This window comes from Azorhizobium doebereinerae UFLA1-100, assembly GCF_000473085.1.
GTDB lineage: Bacteria > Pseudomonadota > Alphaproteobacteria > Rhizobiales > Xanthobacteraceae > Azorhizobium > Azorhizobium doebereinerae.
The window spans coordinates 90,170-114,942 of the sequence record NZ_AXBA01000003.1; the positions used below are offsets into that span (position 1 = coordinate 90,170).

20 protein-coding genes and 1 riboswitch are annotated in these 24,773 nt (G+C 69.9%); of the genes, 11 read left to right on the forward strand and 9 right to left on the reverse strand.

From position 1 onward, the window contains the following. Positions 1-50 precede the first annotated feature (50 nt). From YU1_RS27960 to YU1_RS0104425, 4 genes are read left to right on the forward strand one after another with little or no spacing between them, the layout of a single operon-like run. Entirely contained in the window at positions 51-2,039 is a 1,989-nt protein-coding gene (locus YU1_RS27960) for a TonB-dependent receptor plug domain-containing protein (protein WP_035713837.1), read from the forward strand. A 7-nt stretch (positions 2,040-2,046) separates the two neighbouring features. Then, positions 2,047-2,874 (forward strand): ABC transporter substrate-binding protein, encoded by an 828-nt coding sequence (locus YU1_RS0104415; protein ID WP_029003026.1) that lies wholly within the window; start codon positions 2,047-2,049, stop codon positions 2,872-2,874. After that, positions 2,871-3,869 (forward strand): FecCD family ABC transporter permease, encoded by a 999-nt coding sequence (locus YU1_RS27965; protein WP_035713841.1) that lies wholly within the window; start codon positions 2,871-2,873, stop codon positions 3,867-3,869. Before YU1_RS0104415 ends, YU1_RS27965 begins: the two co-directional genes overlap by 4 nt. Beyond that, entirely contained in the window at positions 3,866-4,639 is a 774-nt protein-coding gene (locus YU1_RS0104425) for an ABC transporter ATP-binding protein (protein ID WP_029003027.1), read from the forward strand. Before YU1_RS27965 ends, YU1_RS0104425 begins: the two co-directional genes overlap by 4 nt. 13 nt (positions 4,640-4,652) lie before the next feature. On the opposite strand, the gene YU1_RS0104430 is transcribed toward YU1_RS0104425, so the two are convergent. After that, a complete protein-coding gene (locus YU1_RS0104430) occupies positions 4,653-5,609 on the reverse strand; it encodes a LysR family transcriptional regulator (RefSeq protein WP_029003028.1) in 957 nt (318 codons plus the stop codon). 127 nt (positions 5,610-5,736) lie between these two features. On the opposite strand from YU1_RS0104430, the gene YU1_RS0104435 reads away from it, so the two are divergent. After that, a complete protein-coding gene (locus YU1_RS0104435; RefSeq protein WP_051356488.1) occupies positions 5,737-7,146 on the forward strand; it encodes an amidase family protein in 1,410 nt (469 codons plus the stop codon). A 23-nt stretch (positions 7,147-7,169) separates the two neighbouring features. Here YU1_RS0104435 and YU1_RS0104440 read toward each other — a convergent pair whose 3' ends face one another. Further along, on the reverse strand, positions 7,170-7,874 hold the full coding sequence (locus YU1_RS0104440) for a GntR family transcriptional regulator (protein ID WP_245263224.1): 705 nt from the start codon (positions 7,872-7,874) through the stop codon (positions 7,170-7,172). A 149-nt stretch (positions 7,875-8,023) separates the two neighbouring features. Here YU1_RS0104440 and YU1_RS0104445 point away from each other — a divergent pair, with 149 nt between their 5' ends. The 6 genes from YU1_RS0104445 (at position 8,024) to YU1_RS0104470 (ending at position 15,142) form a co-directional block, all read left to right on the forward strand. Then, a complete protein-coding gene (locus YU1_RS0104445; protein WP_029003031.1) occupies positions 8,024-8,791 on the forward strand; it encodes a class II aldolase/adducin family protein in 768 nt (255 codons plus the stop codon). A 64-nt stretch (positions 8,792-8,855) separates the two neighbouring features. Continuing rightward, positions 8,856-10,418: an ABC transporter substrate-binding protein gene (locus YU1_RS0104450; RefSeq protein ID WP_029003032.1), complete on the forward strand. Its 1,563-nt coding sequence runs from the start codon at positions 8,856-8,858 to the stop codon at positions 10,416-10,418. 184 nt (positions 10,419-10,602) lie between these two features. Beyond that, the gene (locus tag YU1_RS0104455; RefSeq protein WP_029003033.1) at positions 10,603-11,580 is read left to right on the forward strand and encodes an ABC transporter permease; all 978 of its coding nucleotides are present in this window, start codon (positions 10,603-10,605) and stop codon (positions 11,578-11,580) included. Beyond that, a complete protein-coding gene (locus YU1_RS0104460; protein WP_029003034.1) occupies positions 11,577-12,416 on the forward strand; it encodes an ABC transporter permease in 840 nt (279 codons plus the stop codon). Before YU1_RS0104455 ends, YU1_RS0104460 begins: the two co-directional genes overlap by 4 nt. Positions 12,417-12,426: 10 nt before the next feature. Then, positions 12,427-14,085 (forward strand): ABC transporter ATP-binding protein, encoded by a 1,659-nt coding sequence (locus tag YU1_RS27970; RefSeq protein ID WP_051356490.1) that lies wholly within the window; start codon positions 12,427-12,429, stop codon positions 14,083-14,085. Positions 14,086-14,107: 22 nt separating this feature from the next. Further along, on the forward strand, positions 14,108-15,142 hold the full coding sequence (locus tag YU1_RS0104470) for a histone deacetylase family protein (RefSeq protein WP_029003035.1): 1,035 nt from the start codon (positions 14,108-14,110) through the stop codon (positions 15,140-15,142). Between the two features lie 24 nt (positions 15,143-15,166). Here the strand turns inward: YU1_RS0104470 and YU1_RS0104475 are convergent, their stop codons facing one another. The 7 genes from YU1_RS0104475 to YU1_RS0104505 form a co-directional block, all read right to left on the reverse strand. After that, positions 15,167-16,300 (reverse strand): M20/M25/M40 family metallo-hydrolase, encoded by a 1,134-nt coding sequence (locus YU1_RS0104475; protein WP_029003036.1) that lies wholly within the window; start codon positions 16,298-16,300, stop codon positions 15,167-15,169. A gap of 10 nt (positions 16,301-16,310) precedes the next feature. After that, a complete protein-coding gene (locus YU1_RS0104480) occupies positions 16,311-17,474 on the reverse strand; it encodes a M20 aminoacylase family protein (protein ID WP_029003037.1) in 1,164 nt (387 codons plus the stop codon). Positions 17,475-17,509: 35 nt separating this feature from the next. Beyond that, a complete protein-coding gene (locus tag YU1_RS0104485) occupies positions 17,510-19,015 on the reverse strand; it encodes a M81 family metallopeptidase (RefSeq protein WP_029003038.1) in 1,506 nt (501 codons plus the stop codon). A 32-nt stretch (positions 19,016-19,047) separates the two neighbouring features. Continuing rightward, positions 19,048-20,697: an ABC transporter ATP-binding protein gene (locus tag YU1_RS0104490; protein ID WP_029003039.1), complete on the reverse strand. Its 1,650-nt coding sequence runs from the start codon at positions 20,695-20,697 to the stop codon at positions 19,048-19,050. Between the two features lie 20 nt (positions 20,698-20,717). After that, entirely contained in the window at positions 20,718-21,602 is an 885-nt protein-coding gene (locus tag YU1_RS0104495) for an ABC transporter permease (RefSeq protein WP_029003040.1), read from the reverse strand. Continuing rightward, complete coding sequence (locus YU1_RS0104500) at positions 21,602-22,543, reverse strand: ABC transporter permease (RefSeq protein ID WP_029003041.1); 942 nt, start codon at positions 22,541-22,543, stop codon at positions 21,602-21,604. The genes YU1_RS0104495 and YU1_RS0104500 overlap by 1 nt, the downstream gene beginning before the upstream one ends. A gap of 64 nt (positions 22,544-22,607) precedes the next feature. Then, a complete protein-coding gene (locus tag YU1_RS0104505) occupies positions 22,608-24,233 on the reverse strand; it encodes an ABC transporter substrate-binding protein (protein ID WP_029003042.1) in 1,626 nt (541 codons plus the stop codon). Between the two features lie 222 nt (positions 24,234-24,455). Next, positions 24,456-24,547, reverse strand: a riboswitch (glycine riboswitch). Positions 24,548-24,773: the final 226 nt, after the last annotated feature.

The window sequence follows — 24,773 nt, forward strand, 5'->3', positions numbered from 1 at the left end:
GGGATCTTCGTTCGCGGTGACGTGCCACAGGCGTCCCGCCCGAGGGTCTCATGTCTCGTTCCCGCCGCGCTCCTGCCGCGCGTTCTTCCTCCATTGCCGCTTCCCCGTTTCTCATCGTCCCGCTCGCCGGCTTTCTCGCCGGGGCGCCACAGCGCGCCCTGGCCCAGGACGATGCCATCGCCTTGCCCGACGTTGTGGTGAGCGCCACGGCGCTTCCCACCCCGGCGGCGGAGGTCGCCAGCTCGGTGACAATCATCACCGCCGCCGATCTGGAGCGGGCGCAGATCCGCACCGTGCCGGACGCGCTGAAGACCGTGCCGGGCCTCAACGTGGTGCAGACCGGCGGGCCGGGCGGGCAGACCTCCGTCTTCATCCGCGGCACAAATTCCAACCAGGTGAAGGTGCTGATCGACGGCGTCGAGGCGAGCGATCCCTCCACCCCCAACGGCGCCTTCGACTTCGGCCAGTTGCTCACCGCCGACGTGGCGCGCATCGAGGTGCTGCGCGGCCCGCAATCCGGCCTCTACGGCTCGGACGCCATCGGCGGCGTCATCACCGTCACCACGAAGAAGGGCGAGGGGCCGGCGCGCTTCACCGGGCTGGTGGAAGGCGGCGCCTTCGGCACGTTCAACCAGGCGGTGGGCGTCAGCGGTTCCACCGACAGGCTCTCCTATGCCTTCAACATCGCCCATTTCGCCTCCAGCGACACGCCGGTGACGCCGGCCAGCATCGCCCCGCCGGGCTGGCCGCTGAACCCCAACACCTATGACAACTGGACCTATTCGACCCGCCTGGAGCAGCAGTTCTCGGAAGCCTTCGCGGTGAATTTCGTTGCCCGCTACACCTCTTCGCAGCTCGGCTACACGCCGGATCTCTATCCCGCGCCCAGCTATGAGGGCGTCCCGGCGGCGGAGCGCAGCACATCCTTCGCCCGGCAGTTCCTCACCAAGGGAGAGGGCGTGTGGACCGCGCTCGACGGCGCGCTGGTTTCCACCTTCGGGGTGAGCGCGCTCGACGTCTCGCGCCCGACGGTTGGTCCGAATGCGTCCGTTAACGGCACCTATGACGGCGACCGGCAGACCTATTACCTGCGCTCCAACCTCGCCTTCGCGCCAGGGCAGAACCTTCTGCTCGGTGTTGAGCGCAAGAACGAGAGCATGACTTCGAGCACCGCCTACACCACGCTCACCGCCTCCACCGGCGACACCGCCGCTTATGCCGAGCTTCAGTCGGCGCTGGGCGAGCGGCTGTTCCTGGCGGCCAATATCCGCAACGACGCCGACGACAGCTTCGGCGACCATGCCACCTGGCGCATCGCGCCCGCCTTCCTCATTCCCGAGACCGGCACCAAGCTGAAGGCCAGCTACGGCACCGGCTTCAAGGCGCCGAGCCTCTACCAGCTTTATGCGCCCTATTACGGCAATGCGGACCTCAAGCCGGAGGAAAGCACCGGCTATGACGTGGGCTTCGAGCAGAAGCTGTTCGGCGGGCGCGTGACCTTCGGCGCCACCTACTTCCACAACGACATCACCAACCTCATCAGCTACGATCCGGCCACTTACGTGAACATCAACGTCTCCAGCGCCACCACGCAGGGCGTGGAGGCCTTCGTGGGCGTGGCGGTGACCGAGCGGCTGAACCTGCGGGTGGACTACACCTATACGGACGCGGTGGGCTATCTGCCGGAGGATGCCCCGTTCGGCGCCTCCTGCGCCCCGCTCAGCGCCACCACCTGCGCGCTGCTGCGGCGGCCCAACAATAAGGTGAGCCTTACCGCCGACTGGCGGCCCATCGACCCGCTGACGCTGTCCGCCAGCCTGGTCTATGTCTCGGCCTGGTGGGACATCGTGCGCTTCACCTCCGATTACGTGGACCAGCCGGGCTATACGGTGGTCAATCTGGCCGCCAACTATGCGCTGAACCCCAATGCCACCGTGTTCGGCCGCATCGACAACCTGCTGAACGAGAGCTACGAGAATCCCAACGGCTTCCTCGCCACCGGATTTGGCGCCTATGCCGGCGTCAAGCTGACCTATTGAGCCGCAGATGATCATTCGGACGGTTTTCTGTCTTCTCGCGGTCGGCGCGAGCCTCGCCGCGGGGGCGGCGCAGGCAAAGCCCCGGCGCATCGTCTCGCTGAACCTCTGCGCCGACGAACTGCTGGTGCAACTGGCGGACAGGGACGCCATCGCCTCGCTGACCTATCTCGCCCGCGACCCGCGCGGCTCCACCGTGGCGGGGCAGGTGGGCGGCATCCCCGTCAACCACGGGCTGGCGGAAGAGATCGTGCCGCTGGGGCCGGATCTGGTGATCGCCGGCGCCTTCACCACCCGCACCACCGTGGCGCTGCTGAAGCGCCTCGGCGTGCCGGTGATGGAGCTGGACGTGCCGCAGACGCCGGAGGCGGCGGCGGCGCAGATCCGCGCGCTCGCCGACCGCATCGGCGAGCCGGAGCGGGGCGAGGCGCTGGCCGGCGCATTGCTCGCGGGCCTCGCCCGCCTGCCGCCGCCGCCGCAGCCCCCGCCGACCGCCGTGGTGGTGCGGCCGAACGGCTTCACCGCCGGGGCGGGCTCCATGGCGGACGCGCTGTTGGCGCGGGCGGGCCTCGACAATCTCGCCCGCCGCCACCCCGCCGACCGCATGGGCCAGCTCACCGTGGAGGAGATCGTCACCGCCCGGCCGGACGTGCTGGTGATCGACGCGGAGCCCGGCGCGCCGCCCGCGCTGGCGCAGGAGGTGCTGCGCCATCCGGCGCTGGCGGACCTCAAGGCGCGCCGCGTCTCGGTGCCGGGGCGGCTGTGGGCCTGCGCCGGGCCGGAACTGGCGGATGCCGCCACGCGCCTCGCCGCCGGCGCGCGGGAGACGCGGCCATGAGCCGGCTGCCCTATCCCGCGCTGCTGGCCGGTCTGGCGGCCCTGACGGCGGCGCTGTTGGCGGCCTCCGTGCGCCTCGGCTACACCCCGCTCGACATTCCCGCCGCGCTGTCCGACCTCGTCCATGGCCGCGACAGCCTGGGCGCGCTGGTGCTGCTGCAATTGCGCCTGCCGCGCGCGCTGCTGGGGGCGGGCGTGGGCTTCAGCCTCGGCCTCACCGGGGCGGTGATGCAGGGGCTGATGCGCAATTCGCTGGCCGATCCCGGCATCGTCGGCGTCTCCGGCGCGGCGGCGCTGGGGGCGGTTCTGGCTTTCTATTCCGGCCTCTCCAACATGTTCGCTTTGGCCCTGCCGCTGGGCGGGCTGGCGGGGGCCGGCATCGCCACGGCGCTGCTCCTGGCGCTCGCCCGCACCGGCACCGGCACCAGCCTGCTGATCCTCGCCGGTGTCGCGCTCAACAGCCTGGCGGGGGCGCTCACCGCATTGGCGCTCAACCTCTCGCCCAGCCCCTATGCGACGCTGGAGATCGTGTTCTGGCTGATGGGCTCGCTGTCCGACCGCAGCCTCGACCATGTGGCCTTGGCGCTGCCCCTCATGGCGCTCGGCTGGGCGCTGATGCTGCGCACCGCGCGCGGGCTCGACGCGCTGACCCTCGGCGAGGACACGGCGGCGAGCCTCGGCGTGAACCTCCGGCGGCTGCGCCTCGCCGCCATCGGCGGCGCGGCGGCGGCGGTGGGGGCATCAGTGGCGGTGGCCGGGGCCATCGGCTTCGTCGGCCTCGTGGTGCCGCATTTGCTGCGCCCGCTGGTGGGCCACCGGCCCGGCCGGCTCCTGCTGGCCAGCGGCTTCGGCGGCGCGGCCCTGACCTTGGCGGCGGATTGCGCGGTGCGCCTGCTGCCGATCAGGCCGGAGCTGAAGCTCGGCGTCGTCACCGCGCTGATCGGCGCGCCCTTCTTCCTCGCTTTGCTGTGGCGCCTGCGGCGGGAGGCGGAATGATCCTCTCGGCGACCAGCCTCACCGCCACGCGCGGCGCCCGCACCGTGCTGGAGGACGTCACGCTGGAGGCCCGGCCCGGCGCGGTGCTGGGCCTGCTCGGCGCCAATGGCGCGGGCAAGACCACATTGCTGCGCCTGCTTGCCGGCCTCGACGCGCCGCACGCCGGGCAGGTGCGTTTCGACGGGCGCCCGGCCCATGACCTCGGCCGCGCGGAACTGGGGCGGCAGGTCGCCTATCTCGCCCAGAACGGCGCCGTCCACTGGCCGCTGAAGGTGGAGGATGTGGTCGCCCTCGGCCGCCTGCCGCATCGCGCCGCGCCGGCCGCCGACCGCGCGGCGGTGGCCCGGGCCATGGCGGCGGCGGACGTGGCGCATCTGGCCGGCCGCGCAACCGGCACCCTGTCGGGCGGCGAGCGCAGGCGCGTGCTGCTGGCCCGCGCCTTGGCGGTGGAAGGGCAGGTATTGCTGGCGGACGAGCCGGTGGCGGCGCTCGACCCCGCGCACCAGCTCCATGTGATGGAGCTGCTGCGGCAGGTGGCGCGCGGCGGCGCCACCGTGGTGGTGGTGCTGCACGATCTGACCCTGGCGGCGCGCTTCTGCGACCGGCTGGCCCTGCTGGCGGCGTCCCGGCTACTGGCGCTGGGGGCGCCGGACGAGGTGCTGACCCCGGCGCACATCGCCGCCGCCTATGGGGTGAGCGTGGAGAGCGGCAGGCGCGACGGCGAGACCTTCATCCTGCCCTGGCGGCGCATCGCGGCGGAGGAGGGGTGAGCGGTGCGGCGGCTCAGAAGCGCAGCAGTTCGCGCTCCTGCTCCGGCCGGGCGACGGCGAACTGGCGGGGGCCGAGCTCGCGGAACAAGGCGTGCATCTCGGTGATGAAGTCGATGAGGAAGCGCGGCTTCTGGCTGCCGTAGGGGTCCACCACGATCAGGGTGGGCGGCGGCAGCGGGTCGGCGATCGGGCGGCGGCTGAGCAGCGGCGCGTCCACCATCACCGGCGAGATCGGCCGCATGTTCAGGATGGCGAGGCCGAAGCCGGCGGAGACGGCGGCGCGCACGGTCTCGTAGCTGCGGGTGCGGAAGCCGACGCGGCGGCCGAGGCCGGACATATCGATGATCGAGGACAGGTAGGCCCCGGTCTGCGGCAGGTCGAGCAGGATGAGCTGCCGCTCGGCCAGCGCCGCCAGCGGCACTGCGTCCAGCGCCGAGAGCGGATCGTCGGCGCGCATCAGCACATGGGCGGGCATGCGGCAGATGCGGGTGATGTCGCCGGTAAAGGGCGGGCCCATCTCATAAGTCACGGCGGCGTCGATATGGCCGGTGTCGAGCCAGTGGCGCAACTGCTGCTGGTCGGCCTCCAGCAAAGTGATGTCGATGGCCCCGGTGCGGGTGACGAGGCGGCGCAGCACCTCCGGCATGAACAGCGGCCCGAACGGCTCGAAGCAGCCAAGGCGGATGACGCGACGCGGCCCCTCGGCCAGCGAGCCGATCTGGCGCACGAACTCGGTTTCCGCCGCCAGCAGGCCGCGCGCGGCGGCGACGAAGCGCTCGCCGGCGGGGGTGGTGCGCATGCCCTGGGACGGGCGGCGGGTGAACATGCGCGCGCCGATGTCGGCCTCCGCCAGATCGATGGCGGCGAGGATGGAGGACTGGGAAATGGACAGCTCGCGCGCGGCGGCCTGGATCGAGCCGAGCCGCGCCACCTCGGCCACATAGCGCACCTGCCGCAGGGAAAGCGCCACGCATTCCTCCATAAAATGAATGAACTGATCCAAAGCAATACATTTTGTGAAAGCGGGTGGGAAGGCCATTCTGCCTGGGAACGATGCACCGCAATCGCATGCTGCATTTTCGAGCAGGAGTGTCCGAATGTCCGTGATCCCGCCGGCCGCAATACTGGACGAAGGCCCGCAGGTGGCGGCGCTGGCGCAGGGCTTCAAGACCGGCGCCCGCTCGCCGGTGGAAGCGGCGCAGGCAGCGCTGGCGCAGGCCGAGGCGATCAATCCCCAGCTCAACGCCTTCCTCACCATCGACCATGAGCGGGCGCTGGCGGCGGCGCGGGCGTCCGAGGCCCGCTGGCGGGCCGGCACGCCGCTCTCGCCCATCGACGGCATCCCCACCACGCTGAAGGACATCGTGTGGGTGCAGGACTGGTCGGTGCGCTACGGCAGCGCCACCACGCCGGCCGCGCCCTATGCCGAGGACGCGCCCTCGGTGCGCCGCCTGCGCGACGCGGGGGCGGTGTTCATCGGCCTCACCACCTCGCCGGAATTCGGCTGGAAGGCGATCACCGACAGCGCTGCCTTCGGCATCACCCGCAATCCTCATGATCCCGCGCTCACTCCGGGCGGCTCGTCGGGCGGCGCGGCGGTGGCGGCGGCCTGCGGCGCCGGCGTGCTGCATCTGGGCACCGACGGCGGCGGCTCGATCCGCGTGCCGGCCAGCTTCTGCGGCATCGCCGGGCTGAAGCCGACCTTCGGCCGGGTGCCGGCCTATCCGGCCAGCGCCTTCGGCACGGTGGCCCATATCGGCCCCATGGCGCGCCATGCGGAGGACCTCGTGCCCATGCTGGCGGCCATGTCTGGCCGGGACCTCGCGGACTGGTCGCAGGGCGCCGGCACCCTGCCGCCGCTCGGCGCCAGCCTGCCGCCCGGCTTTCCCAAGGGCGCGCGCATCGGCGTGTGGGCGGAGCCGCCCTGCGGCACGGTGGAGGCGCCGGTGGCGGCGGCCTTCGCGGCGGCGGTGCGCCGGCTGGAAGAACTGGGGGCCATCCTTGAGCCCGTCGCCCTGCCGTTCGCCGACCGGGTGACGGACATCTTCGAAAAGCACTGGTATCTCGGCGCGGCCAACCGGCTCGCCGGCGTGCCGGAGGGCATGCGGGCGGGCGTCGATCCCGGCTTCCTGGAGATCGCCGCGGAGGGCGCGCGCTTCTCCCCTGTGGAGATCGCCCGCGCCCAGTCCGAGCGCGCGCTCTATGGCGCGGCCATGGACCAGCTCTGCGCCCGCTACGATTTCATCGTCTCGCCCGGCGTCGCCGTGCTGCCGTTCGCGGCCGGCGAGCTGGTGCCCGTGGGCAGCGGGCTGACGCGCTGGCACCTGTGGGCCGGGTTCAGCTTCCCGCTCAACCTCAGCCAGAACCCGGCCGCCGTGGTGCCGCTGGCGCTGACGCCCGAAGGCCTGCCGCGGGCGTTCCAGATCATCGGCCCGCGCGGCGCGGACGGCGCCGTGCTCGCGGCGGCGGCGGTGTTTCAGGCGGCGCTGGCCGGGGCCGGGCAATGACGCGCTCGCCGCGCGGCGCGCCCTCAGGTGTCGTCCGGTGCGCCCTCCCGCTCGGTGAGGAGGCGCACCACATGGGTGCGCGCCACGCCGATATGGTGGTCGATGGCGGCGATCCAGCGCGCCGGGTCGCGGGAGAGCAGCGCCTCCAGCACCGGGTCATGGGTGCGCGCGATCTCCTCCGGGTCGTCATAGAGATGGCCGATGACCACGATGCCGAGCCGCATCTCGGTGGTCAGCTCGTCATAGACCCGCAGCAGGCGCTCGTTGCCGGCGAAGGCGCAGATCATGCGGTGGAAGGCGAAGTCCTCCTCCACCTGCCGCCCCGGATCGGACGTCGTGGCGTCGATCCGCGCCGCCTGGGCGCGCAGGGCGGCCGCCATCGCCTTGGTCAGGCCGGCGCACACCGCAAGGCCGGCGTGCCGCTCCAGGGCCATGCGCAGGTCGTAGACATCATCCAGCGCGCGGGCGGTCAATTCGCGCACGAAGAAGCCGCGCCGGGGGTGGGACACCACGAGGCCGCGATTCTCCAGCAGGCGCGCGGCCTCGCGCAGCGGCGCGCGGGACACCCCCAGCTCGGCCGCAAGGTGCACCTCGTTGAGCCGCGCGCCGGGCGCGAACCGGCCGGCGACGATGGCGCCCGACAGGGTGGCCGCGATGCGGCTGACCAGATCCTCCGGCGGCAGCGCGCCGAGCCGGCCCCCGTCCCCGTCGCTGCTTGCCTGCGCCACGCGCATCCTCATTCCGTTTCGGGGCACGGCGTGCCCAAACTTTCCACACTGTCGATTGTCGACAGTTGTGATCCTATGTGCCTACCATTGGGGCGTCAAACACCGGCGCGGCCCCGCCACGCCCGGCCAGAGGCTCAGGAGATCGGTTCATGGATGCGCGCGTAACCCCGACCCGTGCCGAGGCACGCCCCGACGCGCGCAGCGACCTTGCCGCCGCCTATCGCCTGCTGGCCCACATGAGGATGGACGACAGCATCTTCACCCACATCTCCGCCAAGGCGGGGGAGGGTGAGCGCTTCTTCATCAATTCCTACGGCAAGCGCTTCGACGAGGTGAAGGCGTCCGAACTGGTGACCGTGGACATCGACGGCACGGTGCTGGACGACCCTCTGGGCAACGGCATCAATGCCGCCGGTTTCGTCATCCATTCCGCCGTCCACGCGGCGCGGCCGGACCTCGGCTGCGTGCTGCACACCCACACGGTGGCGGGCGTCGCCGTGGCCTGCATGGAGGAAGGGCTACTGCCGCTGAACCAGTGGGCGCTGCAATTCCACGACCGCCTCGGCTATCACGACTTCGAGGGCATCGCGCTCAATCTGGCGGAGCGCGAGCGCCTGGTGGCCGATCTCGGCACGAAGAAGGCGATGATCCTGCGCAACCACGGCCTGATGACCTGCGGCCGCACGGTGGGCGAAGCCTTCGCGCTGATGCACAATCTGGAGCGGGCCTGCCAGGCGCAGGTGGCGGCGCTGGGCATGGGCCGTCCGCTGCGCCTGCCGCCGCGCGAGATCGCCGATCTCACCGCCCGGCAGTACGAGACCTGGGACGCGCACCATGCCGCCTCCGGCGCCCAGGACCCCGAATGGGCCGCCTTCCTGCGGCTCGCCCGCGCGGTGGCGCCGGACTACGACGACTGAGTTTCCGATAGCGCGCTCGACCAACAAAAGAGTTTCACCGACCACCCCTTCCAGAGGACCCGGCATGAAAAAGAAACTCCTCGGTACGCTTGCAACCTCGCTGCTGCTCGCCTGCAGCCTGCCCGGCCTCGCCGCGGCGGAGCCCAAGGAGGGCGGCCGGGCCAATGTGGTGGTCCAGCCCGAGCCTCCGGGCCTGATGCTCGGCATCCTCCAGAACGCCCCCACCCAGATGGTGGCGGGCAACATCTACGAGGGCCTGCTGCGCTATGACGAGAAGCTGAACCCGAAGCCGCAGCTCGCCACCTCCTGGACCATCTCGGACGACGGCAAGACCTATACGTTCAAGCTCCAGAAGGGCGTGAAGTGGCACGACGGCAAGCCCTTCACCGCCGCCGACGTGGTGTTCACCGCCGACGTCTTCCTGCGCAAGACCAACCCGCGCACGCGCGCCTCGCTGGCCTATGTGGACACCATCACCGCCCCCGATGACGAGACGGTGGTGTTCCAGCTGAAGCAGCCGTTCGGCCCGTTCATCCGCATGTTCGAGGTCGGCACCATGCCGATCGTGCCCAAGCACATCTACGAGGGCACCGACTTCCAGGCCAATCCGGCCAACAACACGCCCATCGGCACCGGCCCGTTCAAGTTCGCCGAATGGGTGAAGGGCTCCTACATCAAGCTGGTGAAGAACCCGGACTATTACGAGAAGGGCAAGCCGCATCTCGACGAGATCTACTGGCACGTCATCCCCGACGCGGCGGCGCGCGCGGTGGCGTTCGAGACCGGCAAGGTGGACATCCTGCCCGGCGGCTCGGTGGAGAATTTCGACGTGCCGCGCCTCGCCAAGACCAAGAATGCCTGCATCACCGACAAGGGCTGGGAGTTCCTCGCCCCGCAGTCCTGGCTGTGGTTCAACCATCGCGGCGGGCTGACCGCCGACGTGCGCTTCCGCAAGGCGGTGTCCTACGCCATCGACCGCGACTTCGCCCGCGAGGCGCTGTGGAACGGCATGGGCAAGGTCTCCACCGGCCCGTTCGCCGACAGCACCGCCTTCCGCGACGAGAAGGTGCTGGTGAACTACAGCTACGACCCGGCCAAGGCCAAGGCGCTGCTGAAGGAGATGGGCTACAAGGGCGAGCCGGTGCGCTTCACCCCCATGCCCTATGGCGAGACCTGGATGCGCTGGGCCGAGGCCATCAAGCAGAACCTGGAGGACGTCGGCATCAAGGTGGACATGATCACCACCGATGTCGCCGGCTGGAACAAGAAGCTGGGCGACTGGGACTTCGATCTCTCCACCACCTTCCTCTACCAGTATGGCGACCCGGCGCTCGGCGTCTCGCGCGCCTATGTCTCCTCCAACATCGCCAAGGGCTCGCCGTTCAACAATGTGGGCGGCTATTCCAACCCTGAGGTGGACAAATTGTTCGCCGACGGCGCCGTGGCCTTCCCGGACAGCGCGCGGCAGACGATCTATTCCGCCGTGCAGAAGAAGCTCAGCGACGATGCGGTCTATGCCTGGCTGATCGACCTGAAGTTCCCGACGCTCACCCACTGCAACGTCAAGAACCTCATCACCACCGGCATCGGCGTGAACGACGGCTTCAAGGACGCCTGGATCGAGTGACTTCGACGGGCCGGCGGGGCCTGCCCCGCCGGCCGTCTCCAGCCCGCGCGGCAGCGGTCGACGACCGATGCCGTCGGCATGAGAAGGCACCGTCCCCGCGAGAACGCCGGGACGCCGTTCGACGCACCCGGACGGCGGCAGGGCGCCGCCGTCCCCCGCTTCCGCCGACGAGATCCGCTCCCGCATGCAGACCCTCCAGTTCCTCCTGTCGCGGCTGGCCAAGGGCATCCTCGTGGTGCTGGCCATCGTCGTGCTCGACTTCGTGCTCATCCATCTGGCGCCGGGCGATCCGGCGTCGGTGATGGCCGGGGAATCCGGCGCCACGGACGAGGCCTTCGTGCAGCAATTGCGGGTGAAGTTCGGCCTCGACCAGCCGTTCACCACCCAGCTCGGCCTCTATATCTGGGGCGTGGTGCGGCTCGACCTCGGCTTCTCGCACCGCCAGCAGATGCCGGTGCTGGACCTGGTGCTGGACCGCCTGCCGGCCACCCTGCTGCTCACCGGCGCGGCCTTCGTCTTCTCGCTCACCGTGGGCGTGGTGATGGGCGCCTGGGCGGCGGCGCACAAGGGCCGGCCGCTGGATCGCATCATCACCACCGTGTCCCTGGTGTTCTACGCCACGCCGCTGTTCTGGATGGCGCTGATGGCGGTGCTGATCTTCTCCGTCTGGCTCGACTGGCTGCCGGCCTTCGGCCTCTATGACGTGGGCGGCAACGCCACGCTGGGCGAGCGGGCGCTGGACGTGGCGCGGCATCTGGTGCTGCCCGCGGTGACGCTGGGCCTGTTCTTCACCGCCGTCTATGTGCGCATGACGCGCGCCTCCATGATCGAGGTGGCGCGGCAGGATTTCGTCAAGACGCTGCGCGCCAAGGGCCTGTCCGAGCGGGTGATCCTGCGCCGCCACGTGCTGCGCAACGCGGTGCTGCCGGTGGTGACGCTGGCCGGCGTGCAGGCCGGGCAGATGGTGGGCGGGGCGGTGATGACCGAGACCGTGTTCGCCTGGCCCGGCATCGGCCGCTTGATGTACGAGGCGCTGATCCAGCGCGACTACAACCTGCTGCTGGGCGTCTTCGTCGTCTCCGCCGCCATGGTGGTGGTGTTCAACATCCTCACCGATCTCGTCTACCGCATGGTGGACCCGCGCATCGAGGTGTCGCGATGAAGGCCTTCTGGTCCCGCTTCCGCCGGCACAAGGCGGCCGTCGCCGGCCTGGTGGTGGTGCTGCTCGTGGTCGCCATCGCGATCGCCGCGCCCTATTTCTACCCGGTCTCGCCCTGGAAGATGGTGCAGCGGCCCTTCCTGCCGCCGTTCGCCAATCCGGCGGTGCCGCTCGGCACCGACACTTTGGGCCGCAACGTGGCCTCGGGCCTCGCCTATGGCGCCCGCGTCTCGCTGCTGATCGGCACCGTCTCGACGCTGGTCGCGCTGGCGGTGGGCGTGCCGATCGGCGCGCTGGCGGGCTATTTCGGCGGCGTGGTGGACGACGTGCTGATGCGCTTCACCGAATTCTTCCAGACCGTGCCGAGCTTCGCGCTGGCCATCGTGCTGGTGGCGATCTTTCAGCCGAGCCTCTTCTCCATCATCATCGCCATCGCCATCGTCGGCTGGCCGCCGGTGGCGCGGCTGGTGCGCGGCGAGGTGATGGCCCAGCGCCAGCGCGAATATGTGGAGGCGGCGATCCTCGCCGGCCAGTCGCATCTCACCATCATCACAAGGCAGATCCTGCCCAATGTGGTCTCGCCCATCGTGGTGCTGGCGTCCCTGATGGTGGCTTCCGCCATCCTGCTGGAGAGTTCGCTCTCCTTCCTCGGCCTCGGCGACCCCTCCATCATGTCGTGGGGCTACATGATCGGCGCGGCGCGCACGGTGGTGCGGCAGGCGTGGTGGCTGTCGGTGTTTCCCGGCGTCGCCATCCTGATCTCGGTGCTGGCGCTCAATCTCGTCGGCGAAGGCCTCGCCGAGGCGCTCGATCCGCGCTCCTCGCGCGACCAGGCCTGAGGAGCGCAGCATGAGCGAACCCACCGTTCCCCACGAACCCGTCCTGTCCGTCGCCAACCTCGCCATCGAGCTGCCGGCGGGCGCCGACCGGCTCTATGCGGTGGAGCATGTGAGCTTCGACATCCATCGCGGCGAGACGCTGGCCATCGTCGGCGAAAGCGGCTCGGGCAAGTCCATGTCGGCCAATGCGGTCATGGGCCTGCTGCCGCCCGGCACCCGCGCCGCGCAGGGCACCGCCAAGCTCGACGGCATCGACCTGCTGCGGCTCGACGCGGAGGCCATGCGCGCCATCCGCGGCCGGCGCATCGGCATGATCTTCCAGGAGCCGATGACGGCGCTCGACCCGCTGATGCGCATCGGCGACCAGATCGCCGAGGTGTTCGAGGCGCACGGCCTGCTCGCGCCCGCCGAGCGCCGCGCCCGCGCGCTGGCGCTGCTCACCGAGGTGGGCATTCCCGAGCCCGAGCGGGCGATCCATGCCTATCCGTTCCAGCTCTCCGGCGGCCAGCGCCAGCGCGTGGTCATCGCCATGGCCCTGGCGCTCGACCCGGTGCTGCTGATCGCCGACGAGCCGACCACGGCGCTGGACGTGACCACCCAGGCGCAGATCCTCAAGCTGATCCGCGAGCTCCAGGACAAGCACGGCACGGCGGTGATGTTCATCACCCACGACTTCGGCGTGGTGGCCGACATCGCCGACCGGGTGGTGGTCATGAGCAAGGGCCGCGTGGTGGAGACCGGCGCCGCGGCGGACGTGCTCGGCGCGCCGCAGGATGCCTATACGCGCCAGCTCATCGCCGCCATTCCCACCGGCCGCCCCGCCGCCGGCGACGGGCCGCGGAAGGCGGCCGGCGAAACGGTGCTGGAGGTGCGTGGCCTCACCAAGACCTACCGTTCGGCCGGCGGCTTCTTCCGGCCCGCCCGCGTGGTCCATGCGGTGCGCGACGTCAGCTTCGATCTGGCCCGTGGCGAGACTTTGGGCGTGGTGGGCGAGAGCGGCTCGGGCAAGTCCTCGCTCGGCCGCTGCCTGGTGCGGCTGATCGAGCCGGACGCGGGCTCCATCCGCCTCAACGGGCAGGAGACCATGGGCCAGTCGGTGGGCGAGATGCGCATCTGGCGGCGGCGCATGCAGATGGTGTTCCAGGACCCCTACGGCTCGCTCAACCCGCGCACCCGCGTCGGCCGCATCGTCGCCGAAGGGCCGATCGCCGCCGGCATGCCCATCGGCGCGGCGCTAAAGAAGGCCGGCGACCTGCTGGCGCTGGTGGGGCTCGACGCCTCGGCGGTGGACCGTTTCCCGCATGAATTTTCCGGCGGCCAGCGCCAGCGCATCGGCATCGCCCGCGCGCTCGCGCTTGATCCGGAGATCATCATCGCCGACGAGGCGGTGTCCGCCCTCGACGTGTCGATCCAGGCGCAGGTGCTGCGGCTGCTGGCCGACCTGAAGACGCGGCTCGACCTCGCGCTGATCTTCATCACCCACGACCTGCGGGTCGCCGCCACCATCTGCGACAAGGTGGCGGTGATGCGTAAGGGCGAGGTGGTGGAGATGGGGCCGGCGGCGCAAGTGTTCGGCGATCCGCAGCATGAATATACCCGGCGCCTGATCGCGGCGATCCCCGGGCGGGCCGAGGGCGATGCCTTCGGCGCAAGGGCCGCGGCCATCTGAGGCCGGGCCGCGAGAGGACGAGATGAAGATCATTTTCGACGAGCGCCAGCTCAAGCACGATCCGGAACTCTATTTCCGCCGGGGCGCCTTCATTCCCCATCCCGAGCAGCCGCAGCGCGCCATCCTGCTGCGCGACGCGCTGCTGGCCGCCGGCCATACCCGCCAGATGCCCGCCGACCACGGTCTCGATCCCATCAAGGCGGTGCACGATCCGGCCTATGTGGACTTCCTCATGTCCGCCTGGCCGGCCTGGGTGGAGGCCACCGGCACCACGGTTCCGGCGGTGCCGAACTATCACACCGACCGGCGCAACTTCCGGGTTCCGACCGGGGTCATCGGCCGGCTGGGCTATTATTCCACCGACACCTCATGCCCCATCGTCGAGGGCACGGCGGAGGCCATCTACTGGTCGGCGCAGACCGCCATCGACGCCGCCGAGCGCGTGCGCTCCGGCGCGGAGGGGCACATCTATGCCCTGTGCCGCCCGCCGGGCCACCATGCGGTGCTCGACGCCAGCTGGGGCTTCTGCTTCTTCAACAATGCGGCGGTGGCGGCGCAGCATCTGCGCGGGCGTTTCGGCAAGGTGGCGGTGCTGGACGTGGACACCCATGCGGGCAACGGCACGCAGGACATCTTCCACGCCCGCGGCGACGTGCTCTATGTCTCGATCCACACCGACCCCAGCGACTATACGCCCTTCTTCATCGGCTATGCGGACGAGACCGGCATCGGCGCGGGCGAAGGCGCCACGCGCAATCTGGTGCTGCCGGTCGGCGCCGGCGCGGAGGAGATCCTGGCGCGCTACGACGAGGCGCTGGAGGTCATCCGCGCCTTCGGCGCCGAGGCGCTGGTGGTCTCGCTCGGCCTCGACATGTCGCAGGACGATCCGCTCTCCCTGGTGGGGATGACCCGCGCGGGGTTCGAAAGCGGCGCGGCCAAGATCGCTGGTCTCGGCCTGCCCACGGTGCTGGTGCAGGAAGGCGGCTATCTGGGGCCGTCGCTGTCCGACAATGCGGTGGCCTTCCTCGGCGCCTTCGACGCCGCCCGCCGCGCCTGAGCGCGGCGGGGTCGTTCCGGACGATCAAGCGAGCCGTGCCATCAGGCCCGCCATCAGCCGGCCGCGCTCGGCCAGCGTATCCACCAGGATATGCTCGTTGAGCGTATGGTAATCCCGGCCGCTGGGGCCGAGGCTGTCCAGGGTCGGGATGCCGAGCGCGCCGGTGAAATTGCCGTCCGATCCGCCGGGGGAGCTGCGGTGGGGCAGGTCGAAGCCGATCTCGGCGGCGATGGTCCTGGCCTGCTCGTAGAGCGCCAGGGCGGCCCCGTCCGGCTCCCACACCGGGCGCACCACGCTCTTTTCCACCTCGAAGCCGGTGCCGTCCTCGCGCCGCTCGTTGAGCGCCAGGATGCGCGCGGTGCCCGCGTCCAGGTCCGCCTGGCGCTTGGACATGCTCAGCGCCTCGCCGGAGCACGTGGTGGAGACGCAGTTCACCCACTGCCCGCCGTGCACCACGCCCACCGAGAAGGTGCAGTCCTCGGTGGTCATGTCCTCGATCTGCGGGATGCGGCGCGCCATCTCGCGGATGGCCGAGCGGCCCTCCTTCAGCGTGGCGCCCGCGTGGCTGGGACGGCCGTAGGCGGTGAGCTTGTAGCGGGCGATGGCATAGCGCCCGGTGGTCACGCCCTTGTCCGCGTGTCCCGGCTCCGGCACCAGGATGTATTTGTGCTTTCGGGCTTCCTCCTCGATCAGCGTGCGCGTGCCGGGGCTGCCGATCTCCTCGTCGGAGGTGAACAGGAAGGTGACGGGCAGCGGCGTGGCGATGCCCGCTTTGGCGAGCTGGATCAGCGCCTCCAGCGCGGTGAAGGTGCCGCCCTTCATGTCCATGATGCCGGGCCCCCAGCAGCGGTTGCCCTCCTGGTGGAAGGGCAGCTTTTCCAGCGTGCCGATGGGGTGGACCGTATCGAAATGCCCCATCACCAGGATGCCGGGCGCTTCGCCCTTGGGATGGGGAAAGCGCACGCGGGCGCAGTCGCCGAGCCCGGCGGGGCCGGGGATGTGCTCGACGCTCCCGCCCGCCGCCGCCGCGTCCCGGCTTGCGAGAGCCACCGCCGCCGAGACGGCGGCGGGGCTGTAGGTCGGGCTCTCGCACTCCACCCAGGGGCGCAGCCGCGCCAGCATGGAGGCGGTGTCGAACGGCAGGGCCTTGAGGTCCATGCGCCGCGCCTCAGCCGGCCGCGAGGCGGTCGGTGGCCACCGTGGCCAGCAGGCTGGCGCCCACGGGCAGGATGGCCTCGTCGAGGATGAAGCCGGGATTGTGCACCGGCACGTCGCCGCCGTGGCCGACCCAGAAATAGGCGCCCGGCACCGCCCGCAGCATGTCGGCGAAGTCCTCGCTGCCCATGATCGGCGCCACATCGGTGAGCAGGTTTTCGGCACCGACGATCTTGGCGATGCTCTTGGCGGCGGCGTCGCTCTGGGCCTCGTGGTTCACCAGCACGTCGAAGATGCTGCGGATGTCCACCTCGACTTCCATCTCGAAGGTGGCGGCGATGCCGGCGGCGATGGTGCGCATGCGCTGGCGCATGCGTTCGCCAGTGGCCGGATCGAAGAAGCGCATGGTGCCGCCGAGCGCCGCTTCCTGGGGTATGACGTTATAGGCCGAGCCGGCGTGGATCTTGGTCACCGACAGCACGCTGGCATGCTGGGGATCGACATTGCGGCTCACCACCGATTGCAGCGCCTGCACCAGCGCGGTGACGGCGATCACCGGGTCGCGGGAGACCTCCGGGCGCGCGCCATGGGAGCCGCAGCCCGTGATCTTGATGTCGAAGAAGTCCGCTCCGGCCTGGGCCGGGCCGGCGAAGATGCGCACCTTGCCGTCCTCGATGTTCGGCGCATTGTGCAGTCCGAACACCTCGTCGCAGGGGAAGCGCTCGAACAATTTGTCCGCCAGCATGGCCCGCGCGCCGCCCAGACCCTCTTCGGCCGGCTGGAAAATGAAATGGACGGTGCCGGCAAAATCGCGGTGGGCCGCCAGATAGCGCGCCGCGCCCAGCAGCATGGTGGTGTGGCCGTCATGGCCGCAGCCGTGGAACTTGCCGGGATATTTGGACGAGAAAGGCAGATTGGTGGCCTCGTCCATGGGCAAGGCGTCCATGTCGGCGCGCAGGCCGATGCGGCGGCCGGGACCCTTGGTGCCGTTGAGGATGCCCACCACGCCGGTCTTGCCGACGCCGCTATGCACCTCGATGCCCCAGGCGGCGAGCTTCTCGGCGACGATGCCGGAGGTGCGCACCTCCTCGAAGCCGATTTCGGGATGGGCGTGGATGTCGCGGCGGATGGCGACGAGGTCGGCGGCAAAGGCTTCGATTTCAGGCAATGCGGGCATGGGATGTCTCGGGACTGGAACGTTGGGGGGAAGGCTCAGGCGAACGCCGGGCCATTGGGCGCCAGGCGGACGCCTGGGCGCAAGTGCTTCCATGGCAGGCTGGCCGGGGACAGCGGCATGGAGCCCGGCGCGGTGCACACCAATATGGTCTCGGCGATGGGGGTGAAATCGGCGCGGAAATGCACCGAGCTCTTGTTCACGAGAATGGCCTGCTCGGTGGGCTCGATGCCCACGTAGCGGAACATGGCCTGGTCGGCGAGCTGGGCCTTGCGGGAGGCCACCACCACCCGCACCCCTTCGATGCGCAGGCAGGCGGAGCGGCCGAGGAACATGGGCCCCTTGCCGAAATAAGGGCCGGTGGCGTCGAACGTGCCATCCGACAGCGCCTCCACCGTGAAGGTGCCCTCGAACGGCGTGTCGCCGGGGATGCCGGACTTGCCGCCCAGCTTCAGCGTCACCTCGGCGCCGACGCCGGCCGCGTGGGCGGAAGTGGCGGCCTGCGGGTCCACCATCAGGCCGAGCGCCGCGCGGGTGGCGCCGCAGGCCACCAAGGCGCGCAGCATGCCGGTGGTGTCGGAGGTGCCGCCGGCGCCGGGATTGTCCTGGGTGTCCGAGATCACCACCGGGCGGCTGGCGCCGGCGGCGATGGCCATGGCCTTGCGCACGCCCTCCTCGGGAGCGAGGGCCTCGCCGGCGAAGGCGTCCTCCTGGGCGCAGATCAGCGCGGTGAGGGCATCGGCGCCGGCGTCCGCCTTTTCCTGGGTGTCCGCATAGGCGACGACGCTGCCGCCGCAATCGGCGAAGTCCGCCGCCGGGAAACCGGGCAGGAAGGACAGATGCGCGAGGCCCATGCCACGCTCGATCTCCTCCAACTGGCGGTAGAGCGTCTTGCAGGGCTCCATCTCGGTGCACTGCCAGGCGATAGGCATGAGGAAGGGGATCTGCCGGAACGCCTTGGCGAAGGGCCGGCCCGCCGCCATGCGCGCCGCCAGCACGTCCGCCGCGCGCCGGCCGGTGTCGGCCATGTCCACGTGCGGATAGGTGCGGTAGGCGACCAGCGCGTCGGCCTCCTCCACCATGCGCCGGGTGACGTTGCCGTGCAGGTCCAGGCTGACGAGCAGCGGCACGTCCGGGCCGATCAGCGCCCGCACGCGCGCTTCCACCTCGCCCTCGCCATCGTCCTGATGGGTGGTCACCATGGCGCCGTGCAGGTCGAGATAGACCGCGTCCACCGGCCCCAGCGCCGCGAGGCGGTCCAGCATCTCGGTGAGGATGCGCTCGAAGGCGTCCTCGGTCACGTGGGCGGAGGGGCTGGCGGCGCACCACAGCGTCGGCAGCACCTCCCAGCCCTTCTGCCCGGCGGCGCCGATGAAGCCGGACAGGCCGGTGTTCTTGCCGGGCAGGCGGGCGAAGATCTCCGCGCCCCGGCTCATGGGCGGAAAGCCGCCGCCATGCTCGAACGCGGCATATTCCGCCGGCGCCGGGGCGAACGTGTTGGTCTCGTGCATAAAGCCACCGACGGCGATGCGCGGTGCGGTCATGGCAGGCGTCCTCTGAGGTTATGTTCGCCGGGTCAGGCGTCCGCGGCAAGCGCGGGTGCGGGAGCCAGCGGGCGAAAATTGGCGAAATCCCAATGGCGGCCGGGCGCCGCCAGCAAGAGTTCCCGTGTGTAGTCGGCCCTGGGATGGGCCAGCACCTCGGCGGCGGTGCCGTGCTCGACGATGCGCCCCTTGTGCATCACCACCACGTCGTCGCAGATCTGCGCCGCGACCCGCAGGTCGTGGGTGATGAACAATATGGCGATGCCGAGCCGGGCCTGGAGGCCGGCCAGGAGGTCCAGCACCTGCGCCTGCACCGAGACGTCCAGCGCCGAGACCGCCTCGTCCGCCACCAGCACATCCGGCTCCATGGCGAGCGCGCGGGCGATGGCGATGCGCTGGCGCTGGCCACCGGAGAACTGGTGCGGGAAGCGCTCCACCGCGTCGTCCGGCAGGCCCACCAGCGGCATGAGATCGCGTGCCCGCTTGTGCGCCTCGGCGGCGGGGACGCCGAAGTTGCGCGGGCCTTCGGCGATGCTGTCGCCGACCGTGATGCGCGGGTTCAGCGAGCGGTAGGGGTCCTGGAAGATCATCTGGATGCGCTTGCGGAATGGCCTGAGCGCGGCGGGCGAGAGGTCCGACACCTCCTGCGCCCCCAGCCGGATCGAGCCGGAGGTGGGATCGATCAGCCGCATGACGCAGCGCGCCACCGTGGACTTGCCCGAGCCGCTTTCGCCGACGATGCCCAGCGTGCGCCCGCGCCCGAGCGTGAAGGACACCGCGTCCGCCGCCACCGTCTCCCGGCGCTGGCCGAACAGGGAGCGGCTGGCGTAGGTCTTGGCCAGTTCGCTGACCGAGAGCACCTTCTCGCGCGCGGCATCCGGGCGGGGCGGGCGCGGCGTCAGGCTGGGCACGGCGCCGAGCAGGCGGCGGGTATAGTCCTCGCGCGGGCTGCGCAGGATGGCGTCCAGCGCGCCGGTCTCCACCACCTGGCCGTGGTTCATCACGCACACCCGGTCGGCAATGTCCGCCACCACGCCCATGTCGTGGGTGATGAACAGCACCGAGGTGCCCATGCGCTGCTGCAATTCCTTGATGAGCTTCAGGATCTGCTTCTGGGTGGTGACGTCCAGCGCGGTGGTGGGTTCGTCGGCGATCAGCAGCTTGGGGTCGAGGATCAGCGCCATGGCGATCATGATGCGCTGGCGCTGGCCGCCGGAAAGCTGGTGCGGATAGGAGGCGTAGACCCGCTCGATGTTGGGCAGGTGGACCTGCTCCATCATCGCCAGCACCTTCTCGCGCCGCGCGCGGGCGGAGAGGTCGAGATGGGTCTTCAGCACTTCCTCGATCTGCTGGCCGACGGGGAAAACCGGGTTCAGCGCCGTCATCGGCTCCTGGAAGATCATCGCCATGCGGCTCGCCCGCAGCGCGCGCAGCCGCGCGTCGCCGGCGCCCACCAGTTCCTCGCCCTCCAGGCGGATGCTGCCGCCGGAGACGGCGAGCACCTTCTTCGGCAGCAGGCCCATCACCGCCAGCGAGGTGACCGACTTGCCCGAGCCACTCTCGCCCACCAGGCAGAGCGTCTCGCCGGGCGCGATGTCCAGCGAGATGCCGTCCAGCACGCGGTGCTTCTGCACCGGCAGCTGCACGCTGAGGTTCGAAATGGAGAGGACGGGGGCGGCGATGTCCGTGGGGTGGGGCTCGCTCATACGCCGGTCCTCTTCTTGAGCCGCGGATCGAGGATGTCGCGGGCGGCATCGCCGATGAGGTTGACGGAGAGGATGCAGACGGAGAGCAGCAGGCCGGGCCAGAAGATGAGCTGCGGCTTCAGCTGGAAATACATGCGCCCCTCCGAGATCATGTTGCCCCAGGACGGGGTCTCGGTGCCGATGCCGGCGCCGAGGAAGGACAGGATGGCCTCGGTGAGGATGGCGGAGGCGCAGATATAGGTGCCCTGCACGATCAGCGGCGCGTAGGTGTTGGGCATCAGGTGGCGGGCGAGGATCGCCGGCAGGCGGGTGCCCATGGCGATGGCGGCCTCCACATAAGGCTCGTTGCGCGCCGAGAGCACCACCGAGCGCACGAGGCGCACCACGCGCGGCACCTCGGGAATGGTGATGGCGACCATGACGGTGGTCAGCGATGAGCCGGAGAGCGAGACGATGGCGATGGCCAGCAGCACGCTGGGAATGGCCATCAGCCCGTCCATCACCCGCATGAGGATGGCGTCCAGCGTGCGGAAATAGCCGGACAGCAGGCCGAGCGGCAGGCCCACCGCGATGGCGATGACCATCACGCCGAGGCCGACGATGAGCGATACCCGCGCGCCATAGAGCAGGCGCGAGAGCAGGTCGCGGCCGTAGGCGTCGGTGCCGAGCAGGTAGGTGGCGCTCGGCGGCTTCAGCCGCTGGGTCGGCAGCATGGCGATGGGGTCGTGCGGCGCGATCAAGGGCGCGAACAATGCGATGGCGACGATGATCGCCAGGCAGAGCGCCGCCAGCGTCGGCGCGAAGCGCAGGTGCGCGAGATTGGGCAGGAAGCGCGGCCGGGTGACGGGCAGGGCGCCGGCATCGCCGTGGGAGGAGGCCATCAGTAGCGGATCCTCGGGTCGAGCAGGGAATAGGACAGATCGACCAGCAGGTTGATCAGGACATAGATGCCGGAGGTCAGGAGGATCAGCCCCTGGATGACCGGATAGTCGCGCGCCAGCACCGCATCGACGATGAGCCGCCCGAGGCCGGGGATGTTGAACACGCTCTCGGTCACCACCACGCCTGAGATGAGCAGGGCGAAGCCGGTGCCGATGACGGTGAGGATCGGCACCGCGCTGTTGCGCAGCGCGTGGCGGAACAGCACCTTGCGCTCGGTCACGCCCTTGGCGCGGGCGGTGCGGATATAGTCCTCGCCCAGCACGTCCAGCAGGCTGGCCCGCGTCATGCGGGCGATCAGCGCCACATAGATGGAGGCGAGCGTGAAGGCCGGCAGCGTGGCGCGCAGGGCGAACGGGCCGAGGCCGTTCTCGATGTTCGAGAAGCCCTGCACCGGGAACCAGCGCAGGTTGATGGCGAAAACCTGGATCAGCACATAGCCGATGACGAACACCGGCACGGAAAAGCCGAGCACGGAGATGGCCATGACGATGCTGTCGACGAATGTGCCGTGCTTCCACGCCGCCAGCACGCCCAGGGGCACGGCGATGACGATGGACAGCACCATGGTGATGAGGGCGAGGCTGAGCGTCGGGCCGAGCCTCTGGCCGATCAGTGTCGTCACCGGGGTCTTGGAGATGAGCGAGGTGCCGAGGTCGCCCTGGGCGAGCTGGCCGATCCAGGTGATGAACTGCACCGGAATGGGCTTGTCGAGGCCGAGGCCGGAGCGGATCGCCTCCAGCTGCGCCGGGGTGGCGGTGTCGCCGGCGATGATGGCGGCGGGATCGCCGGGGGGCAGGCGCAGCAGCAGGAAGACGAACAGGGCGACCACACCCATGACGGGAATGGCGGCCAGTACGCGCCGGGAGAAGTAGGCGAGCATGGACGGCCCTCGCTCTGGTTCGGGAACGGGTGCGTCCGGCCCGAAGGCCGGACGCATGTTGACGTCAGTTGGCCTTCTTGACGTTCCAGAACAGCGGCGCCGGCCCCTGGAGCAGGCCCGACAGCGAGGTCCGGTAGAGCGCGGGGATGATGTAGGTGCCAAGCGGGACATAGGCCACATCATCATAGGCGCGCTGCTGGATCTTGGCGGCGATCGCCTTCTGCTCTTCCAGAGTCTTGGCGGCGGCGAACGACACCCGCATGGCTTCAATCTCGGGATCATCCATCCAACCGAAGAAGCCACCCTTCTTGCCGCGGGCATTCATCATGGGATTGACGAGAGGGGTCCACACCTCGGCGCCGATCCAGTTGGTGAAGAACATGTGCCAGCCGCCTTCGGCGATGGGGGCCTGGCTGGCGCGGCGGGTCACCAGGGTCTGCCAGTCCATCGGCTGGAGCACCACCTTGAAGCCCGCGGCCCGCAGTGCCTGGGCCGCGACCACCGGCTGGGCCGCCGTGGTGATCACGTCGGTGGGCTGGAGGATGACCACCGGGGTGCCATCATAGCCGGCCTCCTTCAGCAGCGCCTGGGCGGCCTTGGGATCACCCTTCAGGGTGAGGCTCGGCGGCGCTCCCGCGTTGGTTTCCAGCGGCACGCCGCAGCCGTACATGGACGCGCAGATCTTATAATAATCCGGATTGCCGATCAGGGCCGACAATACGTCTTCCTGGTTCATCGCCAGCATCGCGGCGCGACGGATCTTCACATTGTCGAACGGCGGATAGAGGAAATTCATCCGCCCCATGGTCTGGCTGCCGAGCGGGTTCCAGATGAACTTGCGGAGGTCGCGGTTGCCCTCCGCCATGGGCAGCAGGTCCACGGGCGGGGCTTCCATATAGTCGATCTCGCCGGAGCCCAGCGCATTCAGCGCGGTCTGGGCGTCGGGCATATTGATCCACTCGACCCGATCCACCTTCACCACCTTGCCGCCGGCGGTCCAGCTCGGGGGCTCCTTGCGGGGAATGTATTTGTCGAACTTCTCGTAGACCACCTTCACGCCGGGCTGGAACTCGCCCTTGACGAATTTGAAGGGGCCGGAGCCGGTCTGGTCGGTGATGGATTCCGTGGATGGCGTTTCCGCCACCTTCTTCGGCATCATGAACGGCACCACCGAAGACGGCTTGGCCAGCATGTCCAGCACCGGGGCGAAGGGCTGCTTCAGCTTCAGCACGATGGTGCGGGCATCCGCGGCGGTGAGGCTCTCGGTCACGTCCATCATCATCTGGCCGCCCGTGTCGCGCTGCGCCCAGCGCTTCAGGGAGGCGACGCAATCCTCGGCGGTCACCGGCGTGCCGTCATGCCACAGCAGGCCTTCGCGCAGGGTGAGCGTGTAGGTGAGCCCATCGTCCGAGACCTTGTACTCGGCCATCTGCGGCTGCGGCTTATAATTGGAATCCATCGACAGCAGCGTGTCGTAGATCATGTAGCCGTGGTTGCGGGTGATGTGGGCCGTGGTGATGATCGGGTCGAGAACCCGCAGGCCGGAATGCATCACCGCGCGGATCGTGGTGCCGGCCGCGTGCGCCGCCGGCGCGAGGATGGCGAGCCCGAGGGCGACCACCGAGGCCATGGTCAAGGCCGCCGTGGTCGATCGCTTCCGCGCGGAAGCCCCGCTCTTGAACCAGATCATGCAGCAATCCCTTAGATTGAGGGTTGGGAGACGAAGCGCTGTCGAAAGGCGGAGCCTGTGCCGGGAGACGGGAGCGTGACGACGGGGGAGCGGGCAGGGCGGCGCCGCGCGCCATCCTGCTGCTCTGTTCGCCCCGTCCGTGCTGGGCCTGAGAGATTCACCGCGCGGGCGGCTTGCTCCTTCGGCGGACCGGGCGAACCCGGTCACTCTCCGGACAACTTCGTGGCGGCGCCGGTCCCTGCTACCTGAGAGTTTCCGGGGCGGTTGCTCCTTCGGTGCCGGACACAAGGTCCGGTCTCTCCCGGCGCTGCCATCTACCCTCGAAGGGTACGAAAGCCGCATGCTTTGCACAATAAGTGCGCGTGATTAAAATATAGCGCCCAGGTCCCGCGAGCGGCGAGCAGGCGCCCACGCGAGCGGCAAACCGGGGACCCGGCCCGCCTGGGATGTAATCCCGAGCGGCACAATTCGACGACGTTTCATCGGCGTTTTCACTGAGGGCGGCGAACGCTCCGGCCGACTTGCCCGCAGCGTCTTCCG

Bases quoted from the DNA above. Each gene is read 5' to 3' on its own strand.
- YU1_RS0104500 (WP_029003041.1), bottom strand. From the start codon at position 22,543: ATGCTCGCCTACTTCTCCCGGCGCGTACTGGCCGCCATTCCCGTCATG.
- YU1_RS0104485 (WP_029003038.1), bottom strand. From the start codon at position 19,015: ATGACCGCACCGCGCATCGCCGTCGGTGGCTTTATGCACGAGACCAAC.
- YU1_RS27960 (WP_035713837.1), top strand. From the start codon at position 51: ATGTCTCGTTCCCGCCGCGCTCCTGCCGCGCGTTCTTCCTCCATTGCC.
- YU1_RS0104425 (WP_029003027.1), top strand. From the start codon at position 3,866: ATGATCCTCTCGGCGACCAGCCTCACCGCCACGCGCGGCGCCCGCACC.
- YU1_RS0104435 (WP_051356488.1), top strand. From the start codon at position 5,737: ATGTCCGTGATCCCGCCGGCCGCAATACTGGACGAAGGCCCGCAGGTG.
- YU1_RS0104495 (WP_029003040.1), bottom strand. From the start codon at position 21,602: ATGGCCTCCTCCCACGGCGATGCCGGCGCCCTGCCCGTCACCCGGCCG.
- YU1_RS0104460 (WP_029003034.1), top strand. From the start codon at position 11,577: ATGAAGGCCTTCTGGTCCCGCTTCCGCCGGCACAAGGCGGCCGTCGCC.
- YU1_RS0104450 (WP_029003032.1), top strand. From the start codon at position 8,856: ATGAAAAAGAAACTCCTCGGTACGCTTGCAACCTCGCTGCTGCTCGCC.
- YU1_RS0104470 (WP_029003035.1), top strand. From the start codon at position 14,108: ATGAAGATCATTTTCGACGAGCGCCAGCTCAAGCACGATCCGGAACTC.
- YU1_RS0104415 (WP_029003026.1), top strand. From the start codon at position 2,047: ATGATCATTCGGACGGTTTTCTGTCTTCTCGCGGTCGGCGCGAGCCTC.
- YU1_RS27970 (WP_051356490.1), top strand. From the start codon at position 12,427: ATGAGCGAACCCACCGTTCCCCACGAACCCGTCCTGTCCGTCGCCAAC.
- YU1_RS0104475 (WP_029003036.1), bottom strand. From the start codon at position 16,300: ATGGACCTCAAGGCCCTGCCGTTCGACACCGCCTCCATGCTGGCGCGG.
- YU1_RS27965 (WP_035713841.1), top strand. From the start codon at position 2,871: ATGAGCCGGCTGCCCTATCCCGCGCTGCTGGCCGGTCTGGCGGCCCTG.
- YU1_RS0104445 (WP_029003031.1), top strand. From the start codon at position 8,024: ATGGATGCGCGCGTAACCCCGACCCGTGCCGAGGCACGCCCCGACGCG.
- YU1_RS0104480 (WP_029003037.1), bottom strand. From the start codon at position 17,474: ATGCCCGCATTGCCTGAAATCGAAGCCTTTGCCGCCGACCTCGTCGCC.
- YU1_RS0104505 (WP_029003042.1), bottom strand. From the start codon at position 24,233: ATGATCTGGTTCAAGAGCGGGGCTTCCGCGCGGAAGCGATCGACCACG.
- YU1_RS0104455 (WP_029003033.1), top strand. From the start codon at position 10,603: ATGCAGACCCTCCAGTTCCTCCTGTCGCGGCTGGCCAAGGGCATCCTC.